A 15,708-nucleotide genomic window follows, 5' to 3' on the forward strand; every position below is an offset into this window, starting at 1 on the left:
CGCTAACCGGCGCTTTTTATTGTCGTAGTATAAAGATCAACCGCTGATCAGCTTTACTTCCATGAAGTCTTCCAGCCCCCATTTGCCGCCCTCGCGGCCATTGCCTGATTGCTTGTAGCCGCCAAACGGACTTCCCGGTGCACGCGATGTGCCGTTGATCTGCACCATGCCAGCGCGCAATTTGTGAGCCACGCGTTTTGCGCGTTCCGGACTACCGGTCTGGATATAGGCTGCAAGCCCGTATGGAGTGTCGTTGGCAATGGCGACGGCTTCTTCTTCGGTATCAAACGGGATCATTGCAAGCACCGGTCCGAAGATTTCTTCGCGAGCAATCGTCATGTCATTGTTTACATCGGCAAAGACGGTTGGCTTGACGAAATCACCTTCGGTGAACCCGTCGGGACGTCCCGTACCACCCGCAACAAGCCGTGCACCTTCATCAATGCCCTTCTGGATCAGGTGTTGAACTTTCTCGAACTGGATTGAGGAGGAAAGCGGGCCGATGTGATCGCCTTCCTTTGCCGGGTCGCCGACCTTCGTGCCTTCTGTTATCTTTTTCGCGAGGTCTACTGCCTTGTCGTAAACTGAGCGCTCCACGAGCATGCGCGTCGGCGCATTACAGGACTGTCCGGTATTCTCGAAGCAATGCGCAAGGCTGCGTGCCATAGTCTTTTCAAGATCGGCGTCGGCGAAAACGATGTTCGGCGATTTGCCACCAAGCTCCAGCGAAACGCGCTTTACCGTTGCTGCTGCTGCTCGCGAAACTGCCGTTCCGGCGCGGGTCGAGCCGGTGAAGGACATCATGTCGACATCTGGGTGTTGCGACAAGGCTTCGCCAACAACGGTGCCTTCACCATTGACGAGATTGAAAACGCCTTTCGGGAAACCTGCCTGATCCACAAATTCGGCAAAGAGCATGGCCGACATCGGCGCAATCTCGGACGGCTTCAGGACGACGGTGCAGCCGACCGCAAGTGCTGGAATAACTTTCAGCGCGATCTGGTTCATCGGCCAGTTCCACGGCGTAATGAGGCCGCAAACACCGATTGGTTCGCGCACGACCGTCTGGTTCGGGTGTTTCGGAGAAAGGATCTCTTCGAACTCGAAGTTTTCAAAGGCCGCAATGAAAGCCTTGGTATGCGAGAGGCCTGCCGCTGCCTGCGATTCCCGCGCAAGTGTAATCGGTGCACCCATTTCGAGTGAAATTGCCTTGGCCATTTCCTCCAGACGGGTTTCGTAAATTTCCACTAACCGTCGGATGTAACCGATGCGTTCTTCCGCCGGGGTTTCGCTCCAGGACAGAAAAGCCTTGCGTGCGGCTGCGACCGCCAGGTCGATGTCTTTTGCGGAACCGGCAGAGATGACGGCATAAGGCTTTTCGTTGGCGGGGTTGATGACCTCAATGGTCTTGGCTTCTATCGGAGCGCGCCACGCTCCATCGATATAGAAGTCTGTTTTCTGGTCGAGGTTTTTCTGAAGCATCGTGCTGTCCTCCGTCGCGCTGAATGTTCGAGTTCAGCATAAGCCAACCCGATTTGCTTTCGACACTAATGCCGGGACATGGCAGCGTCAAAACAGAAGGGTGCATGGAAACATCAATTTTTCTTATTCATTATCGTAGGCTTCAACATCAAAACCCAGGGCAACCAGTCCTTCTTCCAGATAATCTCCGAGAAGCGGTGTGCCTATGAGATATTTGGCTTCACGGCCATTGTCGCGATCAGCCGCGGTTGCAAGAGCTTCATCCCATTCTTCTGCACTAAAATCGCCGCGTCCAACCCACATCAAAGCGAGCAGTTCCTGCCGCTCATCTATGTTTAGGGACCGGATAGCCGCAAAAAGTTCCTTGCGGGTGGGATTTGCCAGTGAGGCGTCGAGAATATCAACTTCATTGTCATCGCTGGCATTTGACCCGGATTCTTCATCGGTTGCGGGAACCTGAACGTCATACTCCCGGGCTTTGGCGATTATAAACTCCAGATTGTCGATATTGTTGACCAGCTCGACCACGCTTGCCTCCGTTACCTAGAGCATTTCCAGCAAAAGTGCGAAGTGGTTTTGCGTAGGATAATGCGTAAAAACAAAGAGATAGAGAATTTCCAGCAGTTCAATTTAAACTGGAAATTCTCTGGGTTGTTTGGCAAACAACGCTTTCGCAAAGCCTTGGTTCCGGCTGCCTCAGGGAGCTGGATCAGCTTCGCGCAGCCTGTAGCCGACGCCTGTTTCGGTTAGGATATAATGCGGCTGATCCGGGGATTTTTCAATCTTCTGTCTCAGCTGGCGGACATAGATGCGAAGATATTGCACATCAGCCGCCGGCCCCCAGACCTGGCTGAGAATGAAATGGTGCGTCAGCACTTTTCCGGCATGCTGCACGAGAAGACGGAGAATATCGTATTCCTTCGGCGACAGTTTAATTTCTTCACCATTGAGTTTCACAATACGGCGCACAAGATCGACGGTTAGGCCGTCACTCTGGAAAAGTGGCTTTTCTCCCTGCTGTTGCAACCTGTGCCGCAACGCGACACGCAAACGCGCGGCAAGTTCCTTCATACCGAAAGGTTTCGGGACATAATCATCGGCTCCTTCTTCAAGTGCACGAACAATCCCCGCTTCGTCGGTTCGGCTTGAGAGGACGAGAATAGGCAAGGTCACGCCGGTTTCTCTCCAGCGTTGAAGCAGCGCATGCCCATCAGTGTCAGGAAGGCCCAGATCAAGTACCACGATATCGGGCTTTTCCGTCGTAATGCGCTCGTCGGCTTCGCCACCATTCACGGCCTCGACGACGGTGTAGCCTTCCGTCGTCAGTCCGACCCGCAACAGTTTGCGGATGGCTGGTTCATCGTCGACAACAAGAATTTTCAGTTTCGGATCGTTCATGAGTTCCTGTCAACTTCATCAGCTGGGACGGGCAAAGCGATTGTAAAGACGGCACCGGTGCCTTCATGCCGATTTCCGGCCCGAATAGAGCCCCCCATTGCTTCGATGAAACCGCGAGCGATTGAAAGCCCCAATCCGGTACCGGCCTGCACGTGATCACCTTTACGCACACGATAGAACGTATCGAACACGCGCTCCAGATCACCGGGTGGAATACCTGGACCCCGATCACTGATTTCCAGTGTTATACGAGACGGAGCAGCATGAGCCTTAATTGTAATCGGTGTGTTTTCGGGGGCATATTTCGCTGCATTGTCGAACAAATTGAACAAGACCTGCTCGAACAGAACGGCATCAAGCTGAACCATAGGCAAATCAGCTGGAACGGCAATGTTGACCTGATGATGAACCAGAATCTTGGCTGCACGATTGAGCGCTGCTCCGACAAGATCACCAACGTAGTGAAGCGACAGATTGGGCTTCATCGCTCCCGCTTCAATCCGCGTCATATCGAGGAGGTTTGCGATGAAGCGGTTCAAGCGCTCTGATTGGTCTACCACGGTTGCAACGAGATCGGAACGGTCTGTATCTGGCAATGAGCCGGAATAGTCGCGCAAGGTCGTGGCTGCGCCCAGAATTGCCGCCAGCGGGGTCTTCAGATCGTGTGAGATTGAGGTGAGCAGGGCCGAACGCAATTTGTCAGCTTCGGCGGCGAGTTTTGCTCGCTCCACATCACCGACAAGCTGAACGCGTTCGATGGCAATTGCGGCCTGATCGGCCAAAGCCTCGAAGAGACGCTGTTGTTCAGGCGTGAGGATAGGTCCCATGCGATCATTGTCGAGGCCGATGACGCCAACTGATGTTCTGGCGGTTTTGAGAGGCAGATAGAGTCGTTTGGCACCCGGCAAAGTATTGGCACCACGCCCAGCGGGAAGGTCGTGTTCCCAGGTCCAGTGTGCTGCAGCGATATCGGCGTCATCCAGAGTGTCATCAGGCGGATAACCACCTCTGACCGTTATACTGTTTCCTTCAGGGAGAAGGATCACGACCCGCACCTTGAGCATTGATGCGATCTGGAATGCGGTGGCCCATAACACATCATCGAGCGAGCCAGTCCCTGCCAGCTTTTTGCTGAAGAGATATAGATCTTCCGTCATGCGTGCACGTTGCCGTGCCGCTGCAGCCTGCCGCTGGACCCGGCTTGCCAGATTGCTGGCAATGAAACTCACGAACAGGAAGAAAACCAGCGCCACAACACTTTCAGGATCGGCGATGGAAAGCGTGTAGAGGGGAGAAAGAAAGAAGAAATTATAGGCGAAAGCGCTAAGTACGGATGCGAAAAGCGCTGGCCACAGACCAAGGGTGACCGCAACACCAAGAACGCCGACAACGAACACCAGTGCTATGCTGCGCACATCCAGAAACTGGTCGAGCAGCAAGCCGGTGACAAGCGCTATTCCTGTCATCACCATACCGATCAGATAGGGCGTGATGTCGGGCGTTGCCTTCTGATTGGCGGTCTTTACCTTACGAGGGGCCTCCCCGTTTTCATAGTCGACACCTGCCGTTATGTGAATATCGATGGCGCCGGAGAGCCGCACCAGTTCTCGTGCGATGGAGCCGTCAATCATCTCACGCCAGCGCGATTTTATCGATTTTCCGGCGACGATCTGGGTAAAGTTGTGTGTTGAAGCGTAGCGAACAATGTCTTCGGCGACGGATTGACCGGGAATGATGATGGTTTCCCCGCCGAGCTGTTCGGCAAGCCTCAATGCCGTTGCAAGCCTGTCCTTTGCTTCTTCAGTAAGCCCCGCAGACCGTGCCGTTTCTATATGGATGGCCGCCCAAGGTGCGCGAAGACGATCCGCAAGCCGACGCGCATAGCGAACCAGCGATATACTACGGGGGCGTTCATCGACCGCAACCAATATGCGGTCGCCTGCGGCCCATGGCCCTTCAATGGCATGGGCGCGCATGTGACTGAGCAGTTGCTCATCGACACGCTGGGCGGTGCGGCGCAGCGCCAATTCACGCAACGCGGTCAGATTCCCGGGAGAAAAGTAATTGCGGATCGCTCGTTTCGCGGTCTTTGGTAGGTAAATCTTGCCTTCATTAAGACGTTTGATGAGATCATTCGGCGTGAGATCGATAAGCTCAATGTCGTCGGCACGGTCAATGATGCTGTCGGGTACTGTTTCACGCACACGGATACGCGTGATCTGTGCCACAACATCATTTAGGCTTTCGACATGCTGGATGTTGAGCGTCGTATAGACATCAATCCCGCGCGCCAGAATTTCCTCGACATCCTGATAACGTTTGGGGTGTCTGCTGCCCGGTGCATTCGTGTGTGCCAGTTCATCCACAAGAACCAGTTGTGGTTTGCGGGCCAGCACCGCATCGATATCCATTTCATCCAAGAGATGCCCGCGATAGGCCACTTGCGCACGCGGAATAATCTCAAGCCCTTCCGTCAACGCTTCGGTTTCCACTCGACCATGTGTTTCCACAACGCCGATGACGACATCTATGCCATCAGCTCTACGCGCGCGACCGGACATCAGCATTTCATAGGTTTTACCAACACCGGGTGCGGCACCGAGAAATATCTTCAGGCGGCCACGCGTTTCGCGTTCCGCCTGTTCAAGCAGAGCATCGGGAGAAGGTCTGTTCTCGCCGAAGCGAAGCGGGTCCGATGTCAAATAAAACTCCTGAAAGGAAGGGCGGCAAATCATGCCGCCGCCAGTTATTCTACTTGGTGCTGGTCCTGTCCAGAACAAGGTTCAGCTTCAGAACATTGACCACCGGTTCCCCAAGAAATCCGAGCTCACGAGCTTCAACTTGTTGCTCAACAATCTCTCGCAGTGCGGCTTCATCGATCCCGCGCGCCTTTGCGACACGCGGCACCTGATAGAAAGCTGCTTCCGGTGAAATATGCGGATCGAGACCGCTTGCGGATGTTGTCACAAGGTCAATCGGTGGTGGTGCTGAACCTTCATCTTGTGACAGGGCGGTGACGTCAGCTTTAATTCGTTCAATGAGTTTTGGATTGGTTGGGCCGAGATTGGACCCGCCAGAACTCGCGGCGTCATAACCGTTTTGCCCTGCCGCAGATGGGCGACCGTGAAAATAGCGGTCACCGGTAAAACCCTGTCCGATTAACTCGGAACCAATGATTGTACCGTCCTTTTCGATCAGGCTGCCAGTGGCATTAGTGGGGAAGATTGCCTGGGCGATACCGGTCATGCCGAGCGGGTAGAGCAACCCGGTTATGACAGTGAGCGAAACGATCATGACAAGTGCTGGACGAAGTTGTTTCAGCATTTTTGTTAATCCTTATGCGAGGCCAAGGGCGGTAATGGCCATATCGATGGCCTTGATGCCGATGAATGGCACGATGACGCCGCCTAGGCCGTAGATCAGAAGATTGCGCGAGAGGAGCGCACCTGCACCGACCGGCTTGTAGGTCACACCTTTCAGCGAAAGCGGGATCAGAGCCACAATAATCAGGGCATTGAAGATGATGGCCGACAGGATGGCGCTCTGCGGCGTGGAGAGCCCCATGATATTGAGCGCGCCAAGCTGAGGATAGAAAGCCAGAAACATAGCCGGAATGATCGCAAAATATTTTGCAATGTCATTGGCGATGGAGAAGGTCGTCAACGCTCCCCGTGTCATCAGCAATTGCTTGCCGATTTCAACGATTTCAATGAGCTTGGTGGGATCGCTATCAAGATCGACCATATTGCCTGCTTCTCGCGCGGCAACCGTGCCGGTATTCATGGCCACGCCGACATCCGCCTGAGCAAGGGCAGGGGCGTCGTTTGTACCGTCTCCGCACATTGCAACAAGTTTCCCCTTCGCCTGTTCCTCTCGGATAAGCGACAGCTTGTTTTCTGGCGTTGCCTGCGCAAGAAAGTCATCCACACCTGCTTCGGCAGCGATGGCTGCTGCGGTCATAGGGTTGTCGCCGGTAATCATGACAGTGCGGATACCCATCCGGCGCAATTCGGCAAAGCGCTCGCGGATGCCGCCTTTGACGATGTCCTTCAGGTGCACGACACCGAGAAGGTGGCCATCTTTAGCGACGGCAAGCGGTGTGCCGCCAGCCTTGGCGATTGTGTCAGCGATAGACTGTAGTTCCGACAGTGTTCTTTCATCGGCGTGGCTATTCTGGCCCACATAGGCAAGCACAGCATCCACAGCGCCTTTGCGAATGACGGAACCCTCAATATCGACGCCGCTCATGCGGCTTTGCGCGGTGAATGGTACAAAATGCGCGTGAAGACCTTGCATGTCACGCCCACGTAAACCGTATTTTTCCTTGGCCAGCACGACGATGGAACGACCTTCGGGCGTTTCGTCGGCAAGCGAGGCCAGTTGCGCTGCATCGGCAAGCTCTTGCTCGGTTACGCCATTGACTGGCACAAAAGCGGTCGCCTGACGATTGCCAAGAGTGATCGTGCCGGTCTTGTCAAGCAGAAGCGTGTCCACATCACCCGCTGCCTCGACCGCACGACCGGACATGGCAAGCACGTTGAAGCGTACGAGGCGGTCCATGCCTGCGATGCCAATGGCAGAAAGCAAGGCGCCGATTGTCGTCGGGATCAGGGTGACGAAGAGCGCAACCAGCACCGTGACGGGGATATAACCGCCTGCATAAGTCGCAAAGCTAGGGATCGTAACAACGGCGAGCACGAATATCAGCGTCATGCCTGCAAGCAGAATGTTGAGTGCGATCTCGTTGGGTGTCTTCTGGCGTTCGGCACCTTCCACCAGACTAATCATCTTGTCGATGAAGGTGGAACCCTGTGCGGCGGTGATGCGCACCTTGATCCAGTCGGACAGAACTTGTGTTCCGCCTGTAACGGCAGAGCGGTCGCCGCCAGATTCACGGATGACAGGCGCAGATTCGCCGGTAATGGCGGCTTCATTGACGGATGCGACACCTTCAATGACTTCACCGTCTGAAGGGATGATGTCATTGGCTTCCACTAGAACGATATCGCCAACTTTCAAGCTCGTTCCCGGCACACTTTTCCAGTTTGGTCCCTCGGGACTGTCTAGAAGTTTAGCTTGTGTTTCCGTTCGTGTCCGGCGCAGCGAGTCTGCTTGTGCCTTGCCTCGGCCTTCTGCGACGGCTTCGGCAAAATTCGCAAACAGAACTGTGAACCACAGCCACAAGACGATCTGGAATGAAAAGCCGACATCGGGATTGCCGGTAGCGACGTCCTTCAGCAGCAGCAAAGTTGTAAGCGCTGAAACGACGGCAACCACGAACATCACCGGATTGCGCGCAAGGCTCCTGGGGTTGAGCTTACGAAAGGCATCGCCGATGGCGGGTAAAAGGATGCGGGCATCAAGAATGCTCGCGGATTTGGACTGGCTCATAACAGAGGCTCCAGTAAAATTACGTTTCCGTTCGGAAAGCTCAGATCAATCCGGCAAGCTGAACCGCGAGAAGGAGTGCGGTCGTTGCCAGAAGGATCGAGAGAATGCAGCTTGAGGGTTTGAGCATCAAAACATCTGCCCCTTGATCATTGCGAGGTGTTCGGCAATGGGGCCGAGCGCCAGCGCCGGGAAGAATATCAGGCCTCCAACCACAAGAATGACACCGATCAGCAAGCCCACGAAAAGCGGCCCTGTCGTCGGGAAGGTGCCTGCAGATTGCGGTGCAGCTTTCTTGCCGACAAGCGAACCGGCGATCGCCATGGCAGGCAGGATCACGAGAAACCGGCCCATCAGCATGGCAAGCCCGATGGTGATGTTATACCACGGCGTATTGCCGGAGAGGCCGCCGAAGGCCGAACCATTATTCGCTGTGCCGGAGGTATAGGCATAGAGAATTTCCGAGAAACCATGTGGTCCGGGATTGGCGATCGATGCCAGCCCTGTTGGAATAACGGACGCTATGGCGGTAAAACCCAGAATTGATAACGGAAGGCAGAGAACGGCGAGCATCGCCATTTTCACTTCCTTGGCTTCGATCTTCTTGCCCAGATATTCAGGCGTGCGTCCAACCATCAGCCCGGCAACGAAAATGGCAACGACAACAAACAGGACGATACCGTAGAAGCCTGCACCTACGCCGCCGATGATGATCTCGCCCAGCATCATGTTGATCATGGGGATCATTCCGCCCAGTGCCATCATGCTGTCATGCATGGCGATCACGGCACCGCATGATGCCGCGGTGGTAACGACGGCGAAGAGCGCGGACATTGCGATGCCGAAACGTGTCTCCTTGCCTTCCATGTTGCCACCATCAACACCGAGTGCATGGATGAGGGGATTACCAGCAGCTTCTGCCCAGTAGCAGATTGCAACGCCTGCGACGAACAATATGCCCATCGCAGCAAAGATTGCCCAACCCTGACGTTCGTTGCCGACCATTCGCCCGAAGACGTTGGTAAGCGAAGCGCCGATTGCGAAGATCGCAACCATCTGGATCATGTTGGAGATGGCATCCGGGTTTTCAAAAGGATGCGCGGAATTGGCATTGAAGAAACCGCCGCCATTGGTGCCGAGCATCTTGATGGCGAGCTGCGAGGCAACCGGCCCAAGCGCGATCACCTGTCTAGCGCCTTCCAGCGTCGTTGCTTCGGCATAAGCACCAATTGTTTGCGGCACACCGAGGCTGACGAAAGCCAACGTGAGGATAATGCACAAGGGCAAAAGGAGGTAGAGTGTGCATCGTGTAAGATCGACCCAGAAATTTCCGAGCGTCTTCATGGATTTGCGCGAGAATGCACGAATGAGTGCAATGGCGATGGCAACGCCAGTAGCAGCCGAGACGAAGTTCTGTACCGTCAGTCCTGCCATTTGCGTCAGGTAGGACATGGTGCTTTCGCCACCATAGTTCTGCCAGTTGGTGTTGGTAACAAAACTGGCGGTGGTGTTGAAGGCCAGGTCCGCCGGGACGTCGCTCATACCCATCGGGTTGAAGGGCAGAGAGCCCTGAAACCGTTGCAGCATGTAAAGCAGCAAAAAGCCGGCCAGATTGAACAATAGCAGGGAAGCAGCATAGGTTGTCCAGTGCTGTTCTTCTCGTTCGGTTGTGCCTGCGAGGCGGTAAAGCCCCCGCTCGACCGGAACGAGTACAGGTGAAAGGAGCGTCCGTTCACCGCCGAAAACGCGCGTCATGTAGCCGCCGAGCGGTTTGACGAGCAAAATGATGATCCCGCAAAAAACGAGGATCTGAATCCATCCATTGATTGTCATGGTCTTTTCCGAGGCCTGAAAGGCTGCCGGTTACGCGGGCTTGGCCGGAGATCGGCCTAGAACCGCTCCGGTCGTATGAGCGCGTAAAGGAGATAAGCGGCTATAAAGGCTGCAACCAAGGCGCCAGCGACATATTCGATCATCATGGCGACGCCTCAAAGCCTTTCGCAGATGCGCAGATAGCCGAACAGCAGCGCGAAGAAGCCGATGCCGATTGCAAGGACGGCGAAATCCATAGTCATGCCTGAATTGCCCGAAAGGGCTCCCTGTTTCTTACAGGGACATTATGTTGCCGCATTGCATAGGGTTTCGAGAGCGAGCGCTGCTTCAAAAAATAAAAAACTCATATATGGAATGCGGTCGATAAAGGCCGATGTTGCCGTCTTGTCTTTCACTAGAGCGATGTTGCCGCGGCAGCTGCACGACCGGCCGTTCGTCCGGAAAAGATGCAGCCGCCGAGGAATGTGCCTTCAAGTGCATTGTACCCATGATAGCCGCCACCGCCGAAGCCTGCAGCTTCGCCTGCAGCGTATAGACCGGGCACCTTTTCTCCTGCCGCATTGAGAACTTGGGCGTCCATATCGGTATGTAAACCGCCAAGTGTCTTGCGTGTCAGAATATGAAGTTTGACGGCAATAAGCGGACCGTTGGAGGGTTCCAGCAGAGAATGCAGCGGCACGGCGCGCGTGAGACGGTCACCGATATAGGCTCGGGCATTATGGACCGCCATCACCTGAGCATCCTTGGAGTAGCGGTTGACGATCTCGCGATCTCGCGCTTCGATTTGATCACGGATATGGTCAGGCTTCAGAAGCTTCTCTCCCGTCAAACCGTTCATTTTTGCAATGAGCTCATCCAGTGTTCCAGCTGTGATGAAATCTGCTCCGTTATCGAGAAAGGCTTGGACCGGCGGCGGTGGCGCTTTACCGAGGCGACTTTTAAGCAAAAGCTTCCAGTTTTTGCCCGTGAGGTCCGGATTTTGTTCCGATCCGGACAGAGAGAACTCTTTGCGGATGATTTTTTCGGTCAGGATGAACCACGAATAGTCGTAGCCGGTCGAAAGAATATGTTTGAGCGTGCCAAGAGTGTCGAAGCCAGGAAGATAGGGAGCGGGAAGACGATTGCCCTTAGCGTCGAACCAAATGGAAGAAGGCCCCGGCAGAATGCGAATGCCATGGTTCGGCCAGATCGGGTTCCAGTTTCGCACGCCTTCCGTATAGTGCCACATGCGATCAGCATTGATGACATGCCCGCCCGCAGCCACGGCAATATCTATGCCGCGTCCATCAACATGAGCTGGTACTCCCAATACCATTTCTTTCGGGGGAATGCCGAGCCTGTCGCGCGGCCATGCCCTTCGAACCTTGTCGGGGTCACCGCCTATGCCGCCAGATGTGACGATTACACAGTCAGCAAAATAGGCAAATTCGCCAATGGTGTCGCGTGACGAAGATTGCCCGCGCTCGACAGTCGATGGCACCAGCACCTCTCCATAGACACCACTGACGCGCCCGCCGGTAGTGGCGATACTATTGACTCTATGACGGCATTTTAGGGTTATGAGCCCTTTGCTGATTGCTGCACGGAGCGATCGTTCAAATGGTGCTACGACAGCAGGTCCTGTTCCCCAGGTTACATGAAAGCGTGGCACTGAATTGCCGTGACCATCGGCTTTTGCTCCGCCACGCTCCGCCCAGCCAACAACAGGAAACCAGCGCATGCCGAGACCATGCAGCCATGAGCGCATTTCTCCTGCGGCAAACTCCAGATAGGATTCGGCCCAGCGTTTCGGCCAACGATCTTCCGGCCGGTCAAATTGTGCCGATCCGAACCAGTCCTGCCGCGCGAGGTCGATATTGTCCTTGATGCCAAGGCGACGCTGTTCCGGGCTGTCGACCATAAATAATCCGCCGAGTGACCAGAACGCTTGTCCACCAATGGAATTGTCACCTTCCTGTTCGAGAAGAATGACTTTGCGACCCGCAAGAGCCAACTCATGAGCGGCAACAAGCCCAGCTAATCCGGCACCGATGATGATTGCATCCGCATTCTCCATCCCCGCTTCCTCTCTCCCAAAAGGCGCTCGATGAGCGCATCGTGACTGAAGGGATGATGTGTTGCAAGCGGTCGTCGGGTGTATTCAACCGAAGAAATAAGGCACGATCCAGTCGGCAATCAGCTTGATGGAAAGTCCAAACAAGGTCAGCTGCACGAGCAGGAAAAACGGACCGTCGGGCATTATCCGGGTTAGTTTGGCACCGACGAAGGTGCCGATGACTGCGGCAGGGACCAACCAAAGGCCGAGCGAGGTATCGAGATTGGAGAACTGCTGCAACTGCCAGTAGGGAACGAGTTTTGCGGCGTTGACGATGGCAAAAAGAATAGTCGAGGTGCCGGCGAAGACGAGTTTTGGAAGATGCTGCGGCAGCACGTACATCTGGAACGGTGGCGCCCCGGAATGAGAGACAAAGCTGGTCAGACCTGTGAGAACGCCCCAAAAGACGCCGCCAGGAACATCCGCCTTTCGCGCGCTTTTGCGGTAACGCGCCCCGAACCAAGCATTGAAGCAGAAAAGGATGCCGACCAAGCCGACCAGCATTCCGATGAAGGTAGGAGAAAGATGTGCGCTGAACATCCAACCAACGCCAACGCCGAGAATTGCTGCTGGGGTCAGGATTGCAAGATTGCGTGCCGAGAAGTGATGGCGATAAAGATATAGGCCAAACATGTCGCTGATGACATAGATCGGAAGCAAAAGTGCGGCGGCGGTGACCGGCGATATGACCAGCGCCATCAAAGGAACCGCGAGCGTACCGACGGACGGCAACCCACCTTTCGAAAGCCCAACAAGAAATGCCGCAATGACTGCGATTGTGAGAAAAAGAGGCGTGTGTTCGAGCATGTGATAGGGCAGCTTTGCGGTGGGGGGAGAAAACATCTCCGGCGTTGGGCCAGAGATGTTGTGATTGGATGTCAGGCGTGGGCCCATTCCCAGTAAAGCGCCCGCGCCCGCTTCGTCAGTGGTCCATATTCAAGTTTGCGATCATCAAAACCGACAATTGGCACAACTTTGCTCATATTGCCTGTCGAGAAGATTTCATCCGCTTCGCGGAAATCTTCGATCTTCAAAGTGGTTTCATGGACGGTGACGCCTGCTGTGCGCAAAAGCCCGATTACGCGCTGGCGAGTAATGCCGTTGAGGAATGTACCATTGGGCGCTGGTGTGAAAACCTCGCCACCACGTACCATGAAGACGTTTGAGGTTGCTGTCTCCGCAACGTTGCCAAGCACGTCGGTCACCAGCGCATTGTGAAAGCCTTTTGCCTTTGCCTCGCGCAGCATGCGCGCGTTGTTCGGATAAAGGCAGGCGGCCTTGGCATTGACCGGCATGACTTCCAGATATGGCCGACGGAACGATGTCGTGGTGACCGTGAAACCCTTCGGCTCGACCATGGGGATCGCTTCAAGGCAGAGTGCAAAATCCGTTGACGATGCGAGCGGAGCGACTGCGCTGGCGTCACCTTCTTCTGCCCAGTACATGGGGCGGATATAAACGTCTGTTCCAGGCGTGAACTTTTTCAGGCCCTCACGCGCAAGCGTCTCGATGTCATTGGCGGAAAGTGTCGGTTCTAATCCCAAAACACGAGCTGAATCATTGGCGCGGGCAGAATGGCGGTCAAGGTCTGGTGTTACGCCTTCAAAGAGGCGTGCACCATCAAATACCAGCGAACCAAGCCAGGTCGCTTGTGAGGCTGCACCGAGAATGCGAACATCGCCTTCACGCCATTCGCCCTTGTAATAGGTCCACATCGCGCGTTTATCGGTCATTTCCCTAGTCCTTTGACAATATATTTCTCGTGCTTCTGCCCGCGTCAGAGCGCTGTCAAACACAAATCGTTATCGGAAAAATGCTCAAAGCGTCTTGATATGGTTGAATCAGGTTAACGTCCTAAGCACTTCTGTTTGAAGCGTTATTTCATCAACCGTGGACAGGCTACCTATATCGTAGGAGCAGGCAACGCCGGAGACAAGCGCGAACTTGTCACTGTTCGCTTTCAAGATTGTTCGGCCTTGTCTTCAACAAGCGCGGGAGTTGGTTCCGATGTGACGACAGCCGGAGGCCCCTCGACACCGCGTTGCCTTTCGCGGATAAAGGTGAAGAGACCGGAAATGGTAATGAGAACGATGCCGATCAGCATGGGCATATCTATGTGATCGTGGAAAACAAAATATCCGAAAAGGATCGCCCATATCATCTGGCTATACTGTGGGGACGCAATTGCACTTGCTGGCGCACGTTGGGCTGCAAGCATCAGCAGGATATTGGCTAGCGCGGCGAGAAGGCCATAGCCTGCGAGATAAACCCATTGCTCGGTATTTGGTGGCTCGTAGGACGGGACCATCAAAAACCCGCAGATGATGATCGGGCCGACAAGTCCGCTTGTATAAAGCGATATGCGCTTTTCATGTTTACCCATGACGCGGAAGATGATGATGCTCATCGCACCGCCCATGCCAGCCGCCAGTGCGCCTAGGTGGCCGATCGAGAGCTCCCTGAACCCGGGACGGAGCACAATCAGAACGCCGATAAAGCCGATCAGAACCGCTGACCATCGCCGCCAGCCAACCTGTTCCTTCAAGAATACTACTGAAAGTATAGTCACGTAGGCTGGAAGAAGGAAAATGAGCGCGAAGGCTTCCGCCATAGAGAGATGTGTGAATGCCGTAACGCTTCCTATTGTTCCCATAGCCGCCGTTACGGTTCGCAATAGCCACATTTTGATATTGGTGGTGCGAAACATATCGCGCCAGACATCGTCAGCTTTCTTTGTAAATGGAATAGCCAGCAGACCAAGTACAGCGCCGAAGAATGCCACTTCGTAAGGTGACAGCGTGCCATCAAGAAACTTGACGCAGGCGTCGCTTACAGCGAATGCCGCATAGGACGCAAACGCGAGAAAAATACCGTAAAGCATGTCAATGTCCGAAAGAAACGGGGGGAGGAGTTCGTTCCTGCCGCTCCCTTAATCGATTAGAAGCTTATTGGCAAAAGGCTTTTCTGAAAATTCGCATTTAAGACTATAATTGGGCCATTGCTTGGAAAAGAAGTAAATTCGACCTTTTCAAGGTTTTGAGCTCAAGCAAAAACGCATGCCTCATTTGCAATCATATCCGTGGTGGAAATTTGGGCAAACGCCTATCTGATAATCATCCAAACGAGGAGAAAGCAAATGAACATTCGTCAGAAAGTACAGCAGTTCGTGTCCCGCCGCCGCGCTATCCGTGAGCTCGGTGCAATGGACGACCATCTTCTTGCCGATATCGGTGTTTCGCGTTCGCAGATTCACAGCGCCGTTTTCGGTAAGTAATAGCTTATGGCGTTTCTCTCGAAAGATCGCCCCATAAGTGAAAATCGAATAAAGTAACAAAGCGTCGGTCTCCAGTCCCGGCGCTTTTGTTTTATGCGTTGCCCCTTAAATAGTTTCTTGACCTGAAGGTCTGTGGTTCTGACTGCGCGATGCCGCTTTCCCAGTCGTTACAGCTTTAGTTTCTTGCCCGCTCATTATTCAGCTGTTTATCGCTAATGAGACATAATCCGTACCATTT

General features: G+C 54.4%; 13 protein-coding genes. 1 reads left to right on the forward strand and 12 read right to left on the reverse strand.

Annotation, left to right across the window (positions count from 1 at the left end; translation table 11 throughout):
- Positions 1–36 precede the first annotated feature (36 nt).
- The 12 genes from AC1RHM_RS12650 to AC1RHM_RS12705 all read right to left on the reverse strand — a co-directional run bounded on the left by AC1RHM_RS12650 (position 37) and on the right by AC1RHM_RS12705 (position 15,077).
- Positions 37–1,482: an aldehyde dehydrogenase family protein gene (locus AC1RHM_RS12650; protein WP_010658968.1), complete on the reverse strand. Its 1,446-nt coding sequence runs from the start codon at positions 1,480–1,482 to the stop codon at positions 37–39.
- A gap of 123 nt (positions 1,483–1,605) precedes the next feature.
- Positions 1,606–2,010 (reverse strand): DUF3775 domain-containing protein, encoded by a 405-nt coding sequence (locus AC1RHM_RS12655; protein ID WP_010658967.1) that lies wholly within the window; start codon positions 2,008–2,010, stop codon positions 1,606–1,608.
- A gap of 168 nt (positions 2,011–2,178) precedes the next feature.
- Complete coding sequence (locus AC1RHM_RS12660; RefSeq protein WP_010658966.1) at positions 2,179–2,880, reverse strand: response regulator transcription factor; 702 nt, start codon at positions 2,878–2,880, stop codon at positions 2,179–2,181.
- Positions 2,877–5,582: a DUF4118 domain-containing protein gene (locus AC1RHM_RS12665; RefSeq protein WP_029375982.1), complete on the reverse strand. Its 2,706-nt coding sequence runs from the start codon at positions 5,580–5,582 to the stop codon at positions 2,877–2,879. The genes AC1RHM_RS12660 and AC1RHM_RS12665 overlap by 4 nt, the downstream gene beginning before the upstream one ends.
- A gap of 49 nt (positions 5,583–5,631) precedes the next feature.
- Positions 5,632–6,204, reverse strand: a complete 573-nt coding sequence (gene kdpC, locus AC1RHM_RS12670; protein WP_010658964.1) for a potassium-transporting ATPase subunit KdpC — start codon at positions 6,202–6,204, stop codon at positions 5,632–5,634.
- Between the two features lie 12 nt (positions 6,205–6,216).
- Positions 6,217–8,271, reverse strand: a complete 2,055-nt coding sequence (kdpB, locus tag AC1RHM_RS12675) for a potassium-transporting ATPase subunit KdpB (RefSeq protein WP_010658963.1) — start codon at positions 8,269–8,271, stop codon at positions 6,217–6,219.
- Positions 8,272–8,397: 126 nt separating this feature from the next.
- Positions 8,398–10,101 (reverse strand): potassium-transporting ATPase subunit KdpA, encoded by a 1,704-nt coding sequence (kdpA, locus tag AC1RHM_RS12680; protein ID WP_010658962.1) that lies wholly within the window; start codon positions 10,099–10,101, stop codon positions 8,398–8,400.
- A 56-nt stretch (positions 10,102–10,157) separates the two neighbouring features.
- Positions 10,158–10,247 (reverse strand): K(+)-transporting ATPase subunit F, encoded by a 90-nt coding sequence (gene kdpF / locus AC1RHM_RS12685; protein WP_036578495.1) that lies wholly within the window; start codon positions 10,245–10,247, stop codon positions 10,158–10,160.
- A 248-nt stretch (positions 10,248–10,495) separates the two neighbouring features.
- On the reverse strand, positions 10,496–12,157 hold the full coding sequence (locus AC1RHM_RS12690; protein WP_010658961.1) for an FAD-binding dehydrogenase: 1,662 nt from the start codon (positions 12,155–12,157) through the stop codon (positions 10,496–10,498).
- An 84-nt stretch (positions 12,158–12,241) separates the two neighbouring features.
- Positions 12,242–13,003 (reverse strand): sulfite exporter TauE/SafE family protein, encoded by a 762-nt coding sequence (locus tag AC1RHM_RS12695; RefSeq protein ID WP_010658960.1) that lies wholly within the window; start codon positions 13,001–13,003, stop codon positions 12,242–12,244.
- A 71-nt stretch (positions 13,004–13,074) separates the two neighbouring features.
- Complete coding sequence (locus AC1RHM_RS12700; RefSeq protein WP_029375981.1) at positions 13,075–13,929, reverse strand: branched-chain amino acid aminotransferase; 855 nt, start codon at positions 13,927–13,929, stop codon at positions 13,075–13,077.
- A 227-nt stretch (positions 13,930–14,156) separates the two neighbouring features.
- Positions 14,157–15,077 carry a DMT family transporter gene (locus AC1RHM_RS12705; RefSeq protein ID WP_010658958.1) on the reverse strand — a complete coding sequence of 307 codons (921 nt, stop codon included), beginning with the start codon at positions 15,075–15,077 and terminating at the stop codon, positions 14,157–14,159.
- Between the two features lie 255 nt (positions 15,078–15,332).
- Here AC1RHM_RS12705 and AC1RHM_RS12710 point away from each other — a divergent pair, with 255 nt between their 5' ends.
- A complete protein-coding gene (locus AC1RHM_RS12710; protein ID WP_010658957.1) occupies positions 15,333–15,470 on the forward strand; it encodes a DUF1127 domain-containing protein in 138 nt (45 codons plus the stop codon).
- The last annotated feature ends 238 nt before the right edge of the window (positions 15,471–15,708 follow it).

The organism is Brucella sp. GW823-FHT04E01 (genome assembly GCF_058796175.1).